A 16431-nucleotide genomic window follows, 5' to 3' on the forward strand; every position below is an offset into this window, starting at 1 on the left:
TTATAACGGCCAATATATTTTTCTTAACGGTATTAATGTCCGTGTCTCTGAATCAAATTGATCATAGTATTGTGTTACTAACTCCGCGAGCAGATCCAAGTCTATTAACGATAAAGGAATATTCGATCTTTCCGCTTCATATTTTGCTTCCTTTGTGAATCCACCACTAGATACATAAATCCCCCGATCTCCTACTCTTAATCCTCCGGTAAAACTACGTATTTGATTAGATCCCATACTGCCTGAACGGTGCTTTACTTCCACTATAATTCTGGGTTCTTCAAGCCCTAGACCATCTGGGGATGCAAATATATCTCTTCCCCGGTCCGGCCCTTTGGGTGATATTCGTGTCTTGTAGCCCATTCCTCTAAGGATGCCCGCAACAAGTTCCTGCATTTGCTCCCAGTCTAACTTAGCAATCTTATCTTTGATAAATTCATTGGACTTCTCAATGACGTCTTCCTTAATTAGCTCTAATTCTTCGGCTTCTTCCTCCGTCTCAGCTTGCACAGACTCTATGGGTTGACTTGGTTGATTACCATCGGTCTGTCCGATTACCATTTGTTTGAGCAATTCCTTCTGAACATCATTCGGGATAGATATAATAGTCATTATGGAACCAAGAGTATTCCGGGCGCTTGCCGTCAAAACATCTCTAGATACAGTCCCCTCCCAATCTATTCTGCGAATATGAGGCTTATCCGTAATATAATTTGGCTTAAATTCATAATTCGACTTGATTCTTCCTATGTAATAGAGTCGCTCTTCAGGATTATATGTGATTACTTGGTCGTCTATTTTAAATTCACTTACAAAACGAAAAATCTGACCAGCAGTAATATTGATCTTACCCTCTTTATATCCAGGATACCGTACCTTCAAAAGCCTCTTCATCTCTTGAAGTGTATTTACCCCACCGATATCTCCCAATGGAGCCCAACCAATCGCTACAGCTTGCTTATCTTTAAATTCATTAATAAGATATGCCCTTTCTCCTGCTCGAACAAGCCACATACTTTTCATAGTGGACCTCCCTTTATTCTCTGTACATGAAGTTTGCGAATCTCGGAATCGGTAACATTAGCCTGAGCCAAACGATCATATATGGTTTGGACCTGCGCCGCAGAAATAGGAGGTTCAGGGGTTCCCGTTTTTAAACTAATCAGCTTCCTAGAGATAAACTCACTTAGTTCCACATCATAGACAACCAGTTCGTCCGAGTGGATTTTCCGAAGATCCGGATCAATACTGAACCGACATCTCATAGTGAATGAAATCATAGAGATAAATTTCACTGCAGCTATACCTTGTATCAGGTTCTCAATGGCCTTTATATGTCCATAGTTTTGCTTCAGCGGATTATACATCTTGTAACGGTTGCTCACTGACCATTGTTGATCCGTTCGCCCACCTTTAATTTCCCCATTGTAGTTTTTTGTCTCAATGACAAATAAGCAATACGGGGAAATAACGATATGGTCCATCTGGGTGTAACCTGTTCGAGACTTGGGATTAGGGAGCATTAGATCGCTTAACGATTTACACTCCTTAGGTAGCTGGTCAAGTTGGATATTGATTTTATGCTCACCTAACTCTCCAATTCGTGTGGAAACAACTTTCGGTTTCGACTTGGGAGTTTGTGTCTTACGCACTGCCTGTGGTGGCTTAGTTTCGGATTTTTTAAAGAAGGACTTTACCGCTTTAAGCATAGCAAAACCTCGTCTGATATAGATTTACAATATGTATGGTTATTCGACAATATGGGAAGATATCCCTTTATTCAAATCATGAATGGAGGTCTGCCCTCTTTTGGATGAACAGCATCTAAAAAAAACAAAAATTCCAAATATATACGCAATAAAAAAGACTGTCGCATTGGCAGTCTGAAGATAAGATATACATATATCCCCTTTGGTTCCGATACCTATGTGCTACTCCGCTACCCACAGGGCATGTCTTAGTCCGAGAGAACTGAAGGGGCAGTAAGGGCATTTGCAAGCTGCATGCCATCCTTTAGTCCTTGAAGATATAGACGTTCATAAAGAACGGCTTGCTTCAATTGAAGCTTATCCTCCCAGTACTCAAACTCTGGTATACCTGCAATGTCCATGGAGTCAAACAACGCTTGAAAAGCTTTGCGCTCTTCTTCAAAAACATCCCTAGGCTCGGATTGATGTTCAATCTGTGCGGTCACCTCATCCAATCGACCTTGAATCGTCTGTAAAAACCATGCAGGAAAGCTCAACATATCCCCTCCAAGATAGAAACTCAAACGAAATGACACTGCATGTCCGTTTTTTTCTTGGTACATCCGATTAATGAGTTCGTCAACCTTACGACTCTGAGCCTGAACCGCTTCATTGCTGCTTAACGGAATTCCCTGCTCCAGTGATTTCTGTCCGAGTACATTCAGCTTTCGCTTTTCCTCCTCATATTTGTGCTTCAGATGTTGCATTGCACCCCCACCTTCCTGGAAAAGCTATGTCTGTAGACGATGTGCAGAGACTTTAATGCGTTTATCGGTTTATTTTATTTTAATTCGATATTCGCATTAAAACAACCTTTACCTCGCATACAATTTGGTTGAATTGTGAGGTGACACGGAAATGAGACATCGAAAAGAGCCCCCAGGTGACAAAAACATCATCGGGACCCGAGTTATAGCTATTCGAAAAGCTAAGCGAATGAAGCAAAAGGATTTCCTTGCCAGGTTGCAAACCTTCGGCTTAGACATCAGCCCAACCAGTTTATCGCGATTGGAGGGTCAATATAGGCTTGTGCAGGATTATGAGGTGGTTGCTATAGCTAAGGCACTGGAGGTTTCTGTTGGGGAGTTGTTGGGGGAGGGTTAGTGAAGTGATAGCGGGAGATAACTCTCTATTTTTGGAAGCGATCGTTATTTTCATTTAAATAGATACTACATAAATCCGCAAATTTTTTATGCAGAATCCCCTGAGGGGGTTTATTATTCAGACTTAGGCACGTACCTACGACGTCCAATAAAATGGAGGACTGAGGCAGTATCTGACCCTCAGCTTTTTATCCTTCGGTCCGCTTTCAGGTAACATTCATCGTGCTATGTATGTAGACATCAAATAATACATAGCTATAACAACGATATACCAACCTATCGCACGGAATTTATTCCATAGATTCAGATTAAAAGACGATCAGTAATCTGCAATTTGCAAAAACTGATCGTCTCTCTTGTCTTACAGTCCTTCTTCTCCGCACAAAAAAACCGAGAAAGGCACTTCATTAAAGTGTCTATTTCTCGGTTAGAGTTTTTTCATCCGTTACGTTAACTAGCTAGATTGCCCTTCCATCGCTCTAATGGATTCATCCACCTTCACCATCATGGAACATTCGACCCTCTTGCGGAAGACGTCACAGCTGAAGTCATAGGTTCCGACCAGGGAACCCGTCGCGTGCAGCGCATTGGCGGGACAACCGCCGCTGCAGTAGAGTTTTGCCCAGCAGTCCTTGCATTCCGGCTTCGAGTAGCAGTTGCTCTCTTGGAATTGACATTGCAGCTCAGGTTTTGTGATGCCATCCCAGAGGTTCCCCATGCTATACTCTTCATCCCCTACGAACTGGTGGCAAGGAAAAAGCTCTCCCCAAGGGGTGACGGCAAGATATTCGGTTCCTGACCCACAGCCAGTGATTCTCTTCTGGATGCAAGGTCCTTCCGAGAGGTCTAGCATGTAGTGATAAAAGGTAAAACCCTTGCCTTGTTCACCGCGACCGATCATTTCCTTCGCGAGAATTTCGTACTGGTTGTATATCTCCGGCAGGTCCTCCTCGGTAAGTGCATAGGGCTCCTTTGGATCACAGATGACCGGTTCCATCGAAATTTTGTCAAAACCAAGGTCTGCGATATGAAATATATCGTTGGTGAAATCGACATTGTTACGAGTGTAAGTTCCTCGTACATAGTACTCTTGGTCTCCGCGCTTACGAACGAATTCCTGGAACTTCGGAAGAATATGATCATAGCTGCCTTTTCCGTTAACCGTTTGGCGAAGCCGGTCATGAACCTCTTTTCTTCCATCCAGGCTTAATACGACATTGTACATTTCCTGATTTAAAAACTCGGTGACCTCATCGTTCAGCAGCATCCCGTTCGTCGTGAAGGTGAAGCGGAACTTCTTTTTGTATTCTTGTTCTTTGCTTCTTGCATAAGCTACGATCTGTTTAACCACTTTCCAAGCCAAGAGCGGTTCCCCGCCGAAAAAGTCGATGTCAAGATTACGATGATGACCCGAATTTTCAAGCAGGTAATCGATAGCTTTTTGTCCAACCTCATAGCTCATGATTGCCCTATCTCCGTTGTATTTCCCTTGGCTAGCGAAGCAATAATCGCATGACAAATTACAGGTATGCGCAACATTGAGGCAGAGTGCCTTAACATAAGTTTTCCGTTTTTTTAAATCAAGCGAGAGGTTCTCATACTCATCTTTTGTAAAAAGCTGTCCATCATTTATAAGTGCCTCGATATCCACGATGGTTTCTCGAATGTCGCTCTCAGAGATATTTGAATCATGCTTATATTTATCCAACATCAATGTCACGATTTGTTCGACAGAAGTTTTCTCATAATCCGCTATAATTTCATATGCTAGGTCATCAACAACATGCACCGAGCCACTGTAGGTATCGAGCACGATATTGTATCCGTTTAGTTTATATTGATGAATCATACTTGCTAATCAAGCTCCTTTTACACACAAGTAGAAACGGCTTTGCCTTCCTTTAGAGTTAGCATCCGTTTCTTAAAAATAGCCGCCCATCAGCAGAGTAATGGGCGGTAAAATTCCAGATCCTATCTGTTCATTGCATTTTCACACTTCTGGTTTGCAACGCCGCAGGAAGTTTTACAAGCGGACTGGCAAGAGGTCTGGCATGCGCCGCATCCGCCGTGTTTTGCGGTATCCATCAGTTTGCGGGTGCTTAGGGTTACGATTCTTTTCACGATAAATGACTCCTTCTGTAATTTCTTGTGATCACTTTCACTTAATTTCCATGGAACATCGTAGCAACCTCACGTAAGTACGTCTATGATGCCCGTCACCTAACAGAGTAGAGAGGGCTTAAACATAAGCATCAACGTTAATTTTCGTGCAGTCGTTCATGCTTGTGATCCTAGGATGGGGTAGCGGGAACCAGAGTCAGAGCAATGCTAAAAAAAGTGAAACAAAAAAGAGACGGCAATGATGCCATCTCTTCAATAACGATTTTTCCTCATACTTGTGTCCGTAAAATCCAATAAATATAAGAATCTCATAGCACTGTATCCTTCCTTACCAGTAGAGCGACACTCTCCACATGCGTGGGTGGACAATGTGAACAAACTTATATGAGGAGTCCTAAGACACTTCCGGACAGTTTATCTGCTCTTGACGGCTTAGTTCATAAAAATATTGCACAATTGGATGCTTTAACCTCATCTTCTCGCTCATGTTTAATATCCGCTTTTTCCCAACTCGTCTGTCCACTAAGGCTAGAATATTCTATAAGATATCGTCGCTTTCTAAGCTCTTCTCTATGGAAATAGATAAATACTTAGTAGCTATAACAATAAAGTTCGATTTACTTAATGATGTCTGAGCTGACAAAAGCTCCTTTGCAAGTTCTGATATTTTCTGCTTCTTGCAATGACTATTAGCCGATCCTCCGGGATGATCCCCTTACTATCTTTTCTAACCGCTTCAATTTCTTCATGGTTGATAGGAATTTGAAGATCTGAACCGAGCATAGCATCTATGGCGTGCTGCAGAGGGACGAGAATAGCCCTCCTATCCATAACCGAACGGATGCTTTTTGTACTCTAAGGGGCTTGAGCCGACTCTATTTTTGAACACACGACTAAAATAGTACTGGCTCTTATACCCTACCTTCACGGCCAGATCCCCGATTTTGATATTCGGCATTACGTCATCCAGAATCTCCTTCGCCTTCGATATCCGAAGCTCGGTGACATAGTCAAGGAATGAAGCACCGATTTCTTGCTTCATACGCTTACTAAGATAGGTTTGGTTGATATGAAATAGTGCTGCTACTCGAGTAATAGACAGCTCCGGATCCTGATAATGACTGTCAATATACTCGGTCACTTTTTGGATAAGCACTGTTCCATCCCCTGTATACCCGGGAAGCTCCGGCTCCTTATCCACCCTGCCTTCATGTGAATGCAAAGGATATTTTACCTGAAGATGCTCATCGATCCGATGAAGCAGCTTGTTCAGATCACTCTTCGGCACAGGTTTCAATACATAATCGAATGCTTGCAGTTGCACGGCTTGACGAGCATATTCAAAGTTATCGTACCCGCTGATGATGACAACCAGAACCGACGGGCAGCGTTCGCGCAATATATTCATCAGATCGAGCCCATTCATATTCGGCATGTTGATGTCCACAAGACATACATGTGGTGGGGCTTCCTCCACCATATTCAATGCTTCGTTTGCACTTTTCGCTTCTCCTGCAACCTCAAAAAGATACGGACTCTCCTCAATGTATTGTCGCAAGCCTTTGCGAATGATCGTTTCATCATCGACGATGACAATCTTCCACATCTTCATTCCACTCCCCGTCCAAAGGTATTCGAATGACCATAACGGTAATGCCAGTTTCGCTCTTCACTGCAAGGCCATATGGCACTCCGTAAGCTAGTCGAATGCGATGGTTTACACTGTATAGCCCAAAGCCTGTGGCAGAACGATCATATGTATCATCAAGAAGGGCTTGATTTATCTGCTCAAGCTTCTCTTCCGGAATCATAACCCCATTATTTTCAACCTTAATGACCAAGTAATCGGCCTGTTTATATGCTGTAATCGAAATTTTGCACTTTTGATCCCCAAGTGGCTTAATCCCGTGATAAATCGCATTTTCCACCAAAGGCTGCAGCATGAAGCGAACGACTTGGCACTGAGCAAGCTTTTCATCATATCGAAGCTCGTAGTCCAGAATCTCCTCATATCGCACACCTTGAATATGAAGATAACTCTCGACATGGTACAACTCCTGATCAAGCAGAATGTATGGACTGCCTGTGCCAAGCCCTAATCGGAAATACGCGCTAAGCGCTTCCACCATCTCCACCACATTGTCTGCTCCATGTTCCGTTGCCATCCACTGGATCGTATCCAATGTGTTGTATAAAAAGTGCGGCTTGATCTGCTCATGAATCAGTCTGAGTTCCATCTCCTTTCGGTCCTGCTCCACAGCGTATAATTGAACAAGCATGTCATTGAAGCTTCGTCCAAGATCGCCGATCTCATCCGAGCGCGTAACATCTGCTCGTATGGTTTGGTTGCCGTTCTGCACATTTTCCATTACCTGGCGAAGCGACTGAATTGGACGAATAATGGAAGAAGCAAGCAGCACCAGAAAGACGATAAACGCACTACCGATAAGAACGCCTACCAGCAATGCAGTCCGCTGGGTTTTGATCACCGCTAACGATAGACTTGAATTCGGTACTTTGAGTACTAACTTCCAGCCTTCCACATTTTGAATTGGAGCCTCAAATACACTCATGTTCTTCTTATCTGCTGTATCCTCCGCTCCATCTTCTTCACCCAGCTCTCTGCAATCGACGATAAGCTGGCCTGACTGGTCATATAGCATTACATCTTGAGCAATCTCCCTCATCTTCTTGACGGAGACGGCTGCGGCAATATAAGCTACCTCATCATTCACCGATGGATTCACGCGATAAAGAATGACGACGATTTCGGCTGCATTCGCTTTGGATACGATCGGATTGCTTACCACATAATTGGAATCTGAATTCAGCAGTTTTCGATAGTAGGGTCGGTTTAGTATCGAAAAAGGCTTGTCCCTTGCTGACCAGGAATTTCCGTGAATATCCACCACGCGTATGGATTCGTACTCTACTTTCTTCTTCGCCTCGAACTTATCGAACTCTTGCAGCAATTCATCTCGTGTCCACTGATGGTCCGAAGCTAGAGAAGCAAGCATGTCTATCTCTCCAATGCGCTGATTAAACCAATAATCAATCTGGTCGCTGCGTGCAGTAACCACTTGCTGCGTTAAGTTCTTATTCAAAGGGACAACCGTATGGTTCATCTCCAAATATATTGTTACAAGCAATGCAACGAACAGCAGCAAGAAGCAGCCTCCTGCGATTAACGTAATTTTTAAGTGAATTGATTTCATTGTAATCATAGCCCTTCACAATATCCGTTTCTTACATGCCCGAAAAAGACAAAAAAACACTAATCTGTGCAAATACATAATGCTGTACTAAATCTATAATAGGTATTGTGCATATTTTCACATGAAATAACATTCATGTCTAGGCTAGAGATAAAGGATTTGCCTAGCAAATCTTCCTCTCCCTAGTGTATGTAACCAATCCACAACAGAATGAAGGAGATATTATGCGAACTCACACGAAAAAGCTGTTATCTATTCTACTAGTCCTCAGTCTTATGTTCACGCTTGCTGCTTGCGGCAGTAAAGATGCAGAGCCCGCTGCAGATGCAAACGGAGTTCAAGTCTTTGAAGGAGTTGGGCAAGGTAAACACGGCGATATTAAAGTACAAGTCTCCTTATTAGATAACAAGATCACTGACATTAAAGTGACAGAGCATAAGGAAAATGAAGTACTTGCAGAACCTGTTTATACGCAGCTCAAGCAAGAGGTCATGGCAACTAACAGCGCAAAAGTTGATGCCATTAGCGGATCTACAGTTACAAGCAAAGGATATCTCGAAGCCATTCAAGATGCAATTACGAAGTCTGGACTTACCCTTGTCGCTGGCGCTGCAGTCAGTGGAAGCAAAGACAAAGAAGAAGTCGAGCAAACCTATGATGTTGTCGTCATCGGTGCCGGGGGTGCTGGCTTTAGTGCGGCTATCGAAGCGAAGAGCGCTGGAGCTAATGTAGTTCTGCTCGAGAAAATGCCAGCTGTTGGCGGCAACACATTGATCTCCGGTGGTGAGATGAATGCGCCTGACAACTGGGTTGAACGTGCTCTTGGCATCACAGATGACACGGCTGACTTGTTCTATAATGATACGATGAAAGGCGGAGACAACCTCGGGGATCCAAAGATGGTTCGTATTCTTGCCGACAATGCTCTAGCATCTGCCGAATGGCTGCGCGATGATATCAAGGTAGAGTTCTTACCTGATCATCTGTTCCAATTTGGTGGCCATTCCAGAAAACGTGCGTTGATTCCTGTAGGTCATACAGGTGTTGAATTGATTACTAAGTTAAAAGCCAAAACAGACGCTGATCAAATCACGATCAAAACGAATATGAAAGCCGAAACCTTGCTGAAGGACGAAAGCGGCAAAGTAACAGGTGTAACTGCGACTTCGGGTACTGGCGACAAGATCACATTCCATGCGAACAAAGGCGTCATCATCACTACCGGTGGTTTTGGATCCAATGTAGAGATGCGTAAGAAGTATAACCCTACAATGGATGAAAAATATATGACTACCGATACACCAGGATCTACAGGTGACGGTATCGTTATGGCAGAAACGATTGGCGCCAAACTGACAAACATGGAGAGTATTCAAACGTATCCAATCTGTAATCCTGAGACAGGTGTTATTTCCCTGGTTGCAGACTCCCGCTTCGATGGTGCGATCCTGATTAACCAAGAAGGCAAGCGCTTCGTTGAGGAATTAGAACGTCGTGACGTTATTTCTAAAGCAATTCTTGCCCAAACGGGTGGATATACGTATCAATTATGGAATCAAGGCATTGAGGATATCGGTAAAACGATAGAAGTTCATCAAGACGAATACGATCAACTCGTTAAACAAGGCTTGCTCTTTAAAGCCGATACGATTGAAGAGGCCGCTGATTTCTTTAAAATTGACGTGAACACTTTGAAAGAAACGATTAATAAAGTAAATGATTATGCGAAAACAGGTAAAGACCTTGATTTCAAACATCGCGGTGGATTGAAATCTCTTGAAAAAGGCCCTTACTACATCGAAAAAGCTGTACCCTCCGTTCACCATACAATGGGCGGCTTGGTGATCGACGAGAAGACTCGCGTATTGAATGAAAAAGGCGAAGTCATCCCTGGGTTGTTCGCTGCAGGTGAAGTAACAGGGGTCATTCATGGTACAAACCGTCTTGGCGGTAATGCCATCGCTGATATCTTCACATTCGGCCGGATTGCAGGCAAACAAGTTGTAGCAGAGTAATCTTATTTTTTGTGTAACTGCTCTATTAATAAGTTAGCCTTAAAAACGTGCAAGATAGTTCGTAATGTGCAGGTTGACTCTAACTTTCAAGCTGCCCTCTATGACATAGCAAACCGCCCTGTTCGCAATGTTGCTGACAGGGCGGTTTTTTATGGTGGAGCCTAGGGGCTACGCTCGTCTAACTCGCGGCTCTTTTGTCGTTCTCCGTTAGTGGAATTAAAATTGCCCATTTCTTTTCTGGTACTATCACTAAAACTATAGCAATTATTTAGTGTCTACTTGACAAGGGTTCCTTCAAATTTCCTAGACACTGGAAAACTCAAGTAAGTAAAGGGGGCTGAATCACTGTTATATCCCTCACCAACAACGCAACCGACTCCACATGTGTGGAGTGCACAGTATGAACAAACCTTATTACGATGTGCCCTAACCACAACAGCCTGATAACCGAACTTTCAGTCTGTCAGACTGTTGTTTTTAACTATGATCTTGGGTTAATTTGCAAAGTTCAGATCCCTAATTTTTCAGTCAGCAACTACAACTGAAACTTGTTTGTTTTCAGCCTTATTACTTGTATATTTTCTAGATAAATCAATTTTTGTTCTATAAACTTTACAGAATCCACCTATATACGAATAAATTTCTGCAGCATTTATTCTTCTGCTTTCTCTTGAATCATAATCAACTTTAGAGTAATAACTCTCTAAAATATCTGCTACACTCTTCATCTTATAGGCTTTAACTTTCGCGATTAATTCCTCTAATCTATCATGAAAATTAAATCTTAGATCCCCATCAATTTTCATACTATAAAAAGGACATAAATAAATATTCTCCATAGTATCAATAAATGAAGTCATCCCCTTTATTCCTGAATGTGTAATTCCTAGTTCTACGTACATTAATAGGGAATTAACAATGCTTGACGATCTATTTGCTTCTAAATCATCTAAATTTCCAATCACTTTATCAATAATTAACTTAGCTTCATTTAAGAGTTTATTAAATGAAGCTCTATCTGTTAATTGATTTATTAACAGATAACAGTATTCTTCGATTTTTTTAGAATTTAATTGCGGTCTTTTTATCTCTTTCCAAACAAGTTTAGAAATTACGAAAAGCAAATGGTATTTGAATTTAAAATACTTATTGTCTATTAAGTCATTATTAAAAGCATTATCAACATTCACGAGTAATAGCGAAGAAGTATAATAAAGAATAGGTAATTGTCCAGTGACAAATATGCCTCTTGATATATCATCCAATCCTATATCTTCTAACAAGTTACCATAATATCTACTAGCAATATGAGGGTAATCTAATATAACTGAAGCAAACGCTCTTATTTGCATTTCAGGTGTAACAATGCGTGATTTATCAATGTTATTATTAGAATTATATTGTCCTGATCTTCTCTCATAATAAAGTTTGAATTCCTCAAAACTATTGTAGTATTGTTCTAAAAGCTCTTGATACTCTGTCATAGAAAGTAGTTGAATCTCTTGAACCTCAGTTTGATTATTCGTAGCTTTAACTATATTTTTAATAATATCTTCTCTTTCAGTAATAACTATTTTTAAACTTACCCACATATTTTCATCAATATCATCAATACTTTGATGTAATATATTAGATGTTTGACAACCATTTACTATATAAAAGTTTTTTATCGTATATTTTCCTTTTATTTTACTTGATGATTTCCCAACGATAGTTACTCCATTGTTTAATAGCCCAAAATAAATGCTCTGTTTAGATTGAATTGTATTTATAATATCTTGATTAACTCTGTTTTTCTCTATTCCATTGAAATCTCGAACATTCAATTCAAAAATACCTTTTTTAATTTTACCTTGTTCATCAACAATAATATTCAAGTATTCTTTAATTGGTAATATTGCTAAAAAAGATTCTTCAACTCCTTCCATGTATGGCAAATCAATTTTCTTCTCTAAATCAAAAGTTGCACTATTTTGTTCTTTTGTTAATTTATATTGCTTACGAAGTTCTTTTGATCCGTATGTATAAAACTCAATGTTTTCTTCAAATATTTCCAATTTTATTAAATCTTCTCTCACTTTTTTTACATCTACAAGAAGATTGGTATCATCTGTCCATAAACCAGTTGTAACATAATACAAATAGCATACCGGGGCATCCTTAAATAAATCATAATGTTTCATTAATAACTCGATCATCTTACATTTCTCTTTTATTTTAATGTTCTTCACTTTTGAAATAGTAGTGCTATTACTGCTACTATTAAATACGTCCAGAACTCCATGTCCAAATTGCAGCATCTCTTTACCATCAAATTTATCAGATGTTTTTGCTTGAATAAAATAAAATTCAACTGTAAATTCCATACCTGTTCTCAATATATCTTGAAGTTGAGTCAAATTAGAGACATATTTATTATTTAGTACAATTGCTAAACCATCTATCGCACAATCTCCTCCGTCTCCAGTTGAAACCGAAGCAATATCAAAGCCAACAATATTTTTAGGAAATAAAATAGAATAGTTTACAAATTTCTCGAAGTTTCTATCATTTTCCCCTCCCATAATCTCCATATCCGAAAGGAACGACTGAAAGTACTTTTTTGTTATTAATTCCACTTCTTTACCCCTATCATTATAAAATTTTTATAAAAAACCCACTAATAAGCTACTACTTATATTGGCCATGAGTAAATCACAATCAACGTTGCGAAGTATAATTAAAATAACATATTTGTTAAAACGAGTATAAAGTATATAAATATTACGGAACGTGAATTCCCACATACTCCGATTTATTTTGTTGTTGATTCGCAAAATTTAGTTTATATCAATCCCCTTCTAAAAATCGACATTATACTCCATATTATAACAGATGTTGGGACCAATTTGGTTCAATGGACTATTATTTAATAGTATTCTTTATGATCAATTCATTTCAATTTCCATACATTATAGGTCTACATAAAAAGTAACTTCCATCTAAATCCTCCATGATTGAGGTCGGATTTAAGTTAAAATAATTTAAATTTTTCTGTAAATTACTCCCCCTCACTAACAACCACTATTTATTTCCCAACTAAATTCATAGCGGGAGCACATATAAGGCACTAGAAACTCTCTAAGGAGGACTACACCTACGTGATACCCCATTTATGCACACGTAAGTACTGCTCATGATAGTCAAAAGGAAAGCATCGGACACCAAATCGCAAGGTTATATCGAGGAAAGGTCTGGTATGATTTACGATGTCTACTAAGATGAAGGTGTCAGCGGATAGAATATTAAGGACCGAAGCGATCTACAGCGTCTACTTAGAGATGCTAGAGCAAGTTTTGAATACGTATTGTTCAAGTTCATCTCCCGATTTGCCCGCGACATTCAAGATGGGATTAACATGAAGCGAGAATTAGACAGTCTGGGAATCGGAATGATTTTCATAGAACAAAACATTGATACTAAAACCGCCGATGGCGAGTTGATGTTCTCAATCCACCTGTCTGTTGCTCAACAAGAAAGTGAAGCCATTTCGAAACGAGTCAAGTTCGGTAGGCGTGAAAAAGCAGCCAAAGGCAAATTTAATGGCTCCCTACCTCCGTTCGGTTATATAAGGAACGAAAGTATATTAGAGCTAGACCCGAGATATTCTCTCGTTGTAAAGGATATTTTTCGCCTTTATCTATATGAAAATATGGGACTATACAGGCTATCACAGTATCTAAATAGTGCGGGCATTCCGACACCAAGGACAATAGCAGGGGCTAAAAATGCCGGATTACTTTGGCAACAAAGCACTATAAAGCTGATACTCACTAATCCACTCTACACAGGGAACATGGTGCAGAATAGGAGTGAGACTATCAGTCTAAGAACCAAGAAACGCAAGTTGATTCCCTCTGATCAACAGACCGTTGTTCTTAATACACATCCGGCACTCGTTTCGATGGAAGACATTCATGAGGCTCAACAAAAGCTGAAAAAGGAGGGGGAACGTCGAAGTAACGATCAGGAGAGTTTTTTCGCACACATCGCCGTATGCGCTGATTGCGGCATGGGAATGCATTTTAAAAAGGACAGGGGCGGATATACTTGTGGGAAATACGGTAAGTATGGAAAGAAGTACTGTAGCTCGCACTATATAAAGGCAGACGATCTACTCACTAAAGTGAAGCAACATCTAAAGCCATTAACTACCGGAACCCAGATTAAAACCCGTAGGCTCGTTGACATATTCAAAAAAGAATCTGGATGTAGTGCTGACAACCATGACAAAGATTTACGGCAAGTTGAAAGCAAACTCGCCCAGCTCACAAAAAAGCAGAGTAGGTTACTTGATCTTCTAAATGAGGGGGAACTTACACAAGAGGAATGGCGCATTCAGAATACACTCGTTCGAAATGAGAACACATTACTTTCTGAATGTAAGTCTGAGTTGATGATGCAGGTTAAAAAGGAAAAAGACCTGAATACAAATATCCAAGTCTTTGAGAAACAAGTAAAGAATTTGCTGCATCTTGATATTGAGGATGAGCAGATACTCAAACAAATCGTTATGAAACTCATTCAGAAGATTGAAGTTTTTGATGATGGTAGTTTAAAGATACATTACAATATCACTAATCCAAATCTTATACAGGGGGCATAGGAATTAATCCTATCCCCTCCATTTTAGCCACACTGTACACTCCACATGCACCGTATGCGGGAACATATCCACCGGAGTTACCTCCACTGTCTTGTATCCGCCATCTTCGAGCACCCGCAAGTCTCTTGCTAGTGTCGATGGATTACAAGACACATACACCACACGCTCCGGTTTCATCGCCAGGATCGTCTCCAAAAGTCGCGGATCGCAACCCTTACGCGGTGGATCGACCACGATAACATCTGCCGTAATCCCCTGCTCTTTCCAGTTAGGGATTACATCCTCAGAGGCACCAACCTCGAACACTACATTCTTCATCTCATTTAACTTCGCATTCGCCCGAGCATCCTCAATTGCCTCAGGCACAATCTCTACTCCATATACCTTGGCTGCGTGCTGTGCCAGGAAGAGGGAGATCGTACCGATGCCGCAATAGGCATCGATAACCGTTTCGTTGCCAGTCAGTCCGGCATATTCAACGGTTTTACCGTACAGCACCTCAGTCTGTGCCGGGTTCACTTGATAGAACGAACGCGCTGAGATAGCGAACTGTACATCGCCGATGTAATCATAGATAACGTCTCTGCCCCACAGGACGCGGGTTTCGCCACCGAAGATGACATTCGTACGCTGAGTGTTGACGTTCTGGCAGATGCTGACTACATCCGGCAGCTGTTCGCGGATGCTGCCGAGCCAGGCGTCCAGGTGTGGGATGTCGCGGCCGTTGGTTACGAGGACAACCATCATTTCACCGGTACGGAAAGCTTTCTTCACGACGACATGGCGCAGCAGGCCGCGACCGGTTTCTTCACTATAAGCAGAGATGCCAAGTTCTCTGCCGATGTCTTTCACCTTGCGCACAACGTCATCATTATCCTCATGCTGGATTAAGCAGGTTTCCATATCGATGATACGGTGACTTCCGCGTGCATAGAAGCCTCCTACAAGACCGCCTTCGGTTACACCAATTGGTACCTGAGCCTTGTTGCGGTAACGCCAAGGCTCGTCCATGCCGAGTGTGGGGCGGACAAGAATGCCATCTGTATGAGCTACTCCAGCGCCATCAGTCGTACCATCTGCAATGCCGCCATAGTTGGCACTGTCCGTCTGACTCTCAACAGCTTCATTCTCTTTGCTCTTTCCGCTATCCCCGCCACCACTCACCCGAAGCTTCCCAATCCGCTCCAGGTTGTCCACCACCAGCTGCCGTTTCCACGCCAGCTGAGCAGTGTAGTCCATATGCTGCAGCTGGCAGCCGCCGCATTGGTCATAGATCTCGCAAGGCGCCGCGATGCGGGCGCTGCTCGCTTCTACTATATTCAGCAGTTTGGCGTAGCCATACTGCTTTTTGGTCTTGAGCACCCTTGCCCGGACTTTCTCTCCGGGAAGGGCTCCCTGCACAAAAAGGGTAAAGCCTTCTACGCGGCCTACCCCTTCACCTTCATGGGTCATGCCGATAATATCGAGCATAACCTCATCATTTTTATTCACAGGCAGTCCGGCGACAGGCGCCTTGTCGGCTGGGCGGCTGGTGCTGCGTCCACTGCGGTGTTTACTCATTATTTATTGTTCACTTCTTTCATT

General features: G+C 41.7%; 12 protein-coding genes and 1 pseudogene. 3 read left to right on the forward strand and 10 right to left on the reverse strand.

Features of this window, described 5'->3' with window-relative positions; genetic code table 11:
- The 3 genes from MHH63_RS20675 to MHH63_RS20685 form a co-directional block, all read right to left on the reverse strand.
- A complete protein-coding gene (locus tag MHH63_RS20675) occupies positions 1-1023 on the reverse strand; it encodes a restriction endonuclease (RefSeq protein ID WP_076098730.1) in 1023 nt (340 codons plus the stop codon).
- A complete protein-coding gene (locus MHH63_RS20680) occupies positions 1020-1709 on the reverse strand; it encodes a nuclease-related domain-containing protein (protein WP_341172066.1) in 690 nt (229 codons plus the stop codon). Before MHH63_RS20680 ends, MHH63_RS20675 begins: the two co-directional genes overlap by 4 nt.
- 248 nt (positions 1710-1957) lie before the next feature.
- Positions 1958-2455: a hypothetical protein gene (locus MHH63_RS20685; RefSeq protein WP_341172067.1), complete on the reverse strand. Its 498-nt coding sequence runs from the start codon at positions 2453-2455 to the stop codon at positions 1958-1960.
- Between the two features lie 151 nt (positions 2456-2606).
- On the opposite strand from MHH63_RS20685, the gene MHH63_RS20690 reads away from it, so the two are divergent.
- Positions 2607-2852 (forward strand): helix-turn-helix domain-containing protein, encoded by a 246-nt coding sequence (locus MHH63_RS20690; RefSeq protein ID WP_341172068.1) that lies wholly within the window; start codon positions 2607-2609, stop codon positions 2850-2852.
- Between the two features lie 453 nt (positions 2853-3305).
- On the opposite strand, the gene scfB is transcribed toward MHH63_RS20690, so the two are convergent.
- The 5 genes and pseudogenes from scfB to MHH63_RS20715 form a co-directional block, all read right to left on the reverse strand.
- Entirely contained in the window at positions 3306-4700 is a 1395-nt protein-coding gene (scfB, locus tag MHH63_RS20695; RefSeq protein ID WP_341172069.1) for a thioether cross-link-forming SCIFF peptide maturase, read from the reverse strand.
- A 122-nt stretch (positions 4701-4822) separates the two neighbouring features.
- Positions 4823-4972 carry a six-cysteine ranthipeptide SCIFF gene (scfA, locus tag MHH63_RS20700; RefSeq protein WP_076098734.1) on the reverse strand — a complete coding sequence of 50 codons (150 nt, stop codon included), beginning with the start codon at positions 4970-4972 and terminating at the stop codon, positions 4823-4825.
- A 394-nt stretch (positions 4973-5366) separates the two neighbouring features.
- Positions 5367-5740: pseudogene (locus MHH63_RS20705) on the reverse strand (SF0329 family protein); the annotation flags it as partial.
- 55 nt (positions 5741-5795) lie between these two features.
- Positions 5796-6578, reverse strand: a complete 783-nt coding sequence (locus MHH63_RS20710; RefSeq protein ID WP_339281660.1) for a response regulator transcription factor — start codon at positions 6576-6578, stop codon at positions 5796-5798.
- A complete protein-coding gene (locus MHH63_RS20715; protein ID WP_341172070.1) occupies positions 6553-8139 on the reverse strand; it encodes a histidine kinase in 1587 nt (528 codons plus the stop codon). The genes MHH63_RS20710 and MHH63_RS20715 overlap by 26 nt, the downstream gene beginning before the upstream one ends.
- Positions 8140-8411: 272 nt before the next feature.
- Between MHH63_RS20715 and MHH63_RS20720 the strand changes: the two genes are divergently transcribed.
- Positions 8412-10202, forward strand: a complete 1791-nt coding sequence (locus MHH63_RS20720; RefSeq protein ID WP_340033937.1) for a flavocytochrome c — start codon at positions 8412-8414, stop codon at positions 10200-10202.
- Between the two features lie 524 nt (positions 10203-10726).
- On the opposite strand, the gene MHH63_RS20725 is transcribed toward MHH63_RS20720, so the two are convergent.
- Positions 10727-12820 (reverse strand): AIPR family protein, encoded by a 2094-nt coding sequence (locus tag MHH63_RS20725; RefSeq protein ID WP_076306664.1) that lies wholly within the window; start codon positions 12818-12820, stop codon positions 10727-10729.
- Positions 12821-13485: 665 nt separating this feature from the next.
- Here MHH63_RS20725 and MHH63_RS20730 point away from each other — a divergent pair.
- A complete protein-coding gene (locus MHH63_RS20730) occupies positions 13486-14847 on the forward strand; it encodes a recombinase family protein (RefSeq protein WP_341172249.1) in 1362 nt (453 codons plus the stop codon).
- Positions 14848-14856: 9 nt separating this feature from the next.
- Here the strand turns inward: MHH63_RS20730 and rlmD are convergent, their stop codons facing one another.
- Positions 14857-16407 (reverse strand): 23S rRNA (uracil(1939)-C(5))-methyltransferase RlmD, encoded by a 1551-nt coding sequence (rlmD, locus tag MHH63_RS20735; RefSeq protein WP_341172071.1) that lies wholly within the window; start codon positions 16405-16407, stop codon positions 14857-14859.
- Between the last annotated feature and the right edge of the window lie 24 nt (positions 16408-16431).

This window comes from Paenibacillus sp. FSL H3-0310, assembly GCF_038002785.1.
GTDB classification, from domain to species: Bacteria; Bacillota; Bacilli; order Paenibacillales; family Paenibacillaceae; genus Paenibacillus_AQ; species Paenibacillus_AQ odorifer.

Excerpts from the sequence above, each read along its gene's own strand:
- MHH63_RS20675 (WP_076098730.1), bottom strand. The coding sequence starts at position 1,023 with ATGAAAAGTATGTGGCTTGTTCGAGCAGGAGAAAGGGCATATCTTATT.
- MHH63_RS20680 (WP_341172066.1), bottom strand. The coding sequence starts at position 1,709 with ATGCTTAAAGCGGTAAAGTCCTTCTTTAAAAAATCCGAAACTAAGCCA.
- MHH63_RS20685 (WP_341172067.1), bottom strand. The coding sequence starts at position 2,455 with ATGCAACATCTGAAGCACAAATATGAGGAGGAAAAGCGAAAGCTGAAT.
- MHH63_RS20690 (WP_341172068.1), top strand. The coding sequence starts at position 2,607 with ATGAGACATCGAAAAGAGCCCCCAGGTGACAAAAACATCATCGGGACC.
- scfB (WP_341172069.1), bottom strand. The coding sequence starts at position 4,700 with ATGATTCATCAATATAAACTAAACGGATACAATATCGTGCTCGATACC.
- MHH63_RS20710 (WP_339281660.1), bottom strand. The coding sequence starts at position 6,578 with ATGTGGAAGATTGTCATCGTCGATGATGAAACGATCATTCGCAAAGGC.
- MHH63_RS20720 (WP_340033937.1), top strand. The coding sequence starts at position 8,412 with ATGCGAACTCACACGAAAAAGCTGTTATCTATTCTACTAGTCCTCAGT.
- rlmD (WP_341172071.1), bottom strand. The coding sequence starts at position 16,407 with ATGAGTAAACACCGCAGTGGACGCAGCACCAGCCGCCCAGCCGACAAG.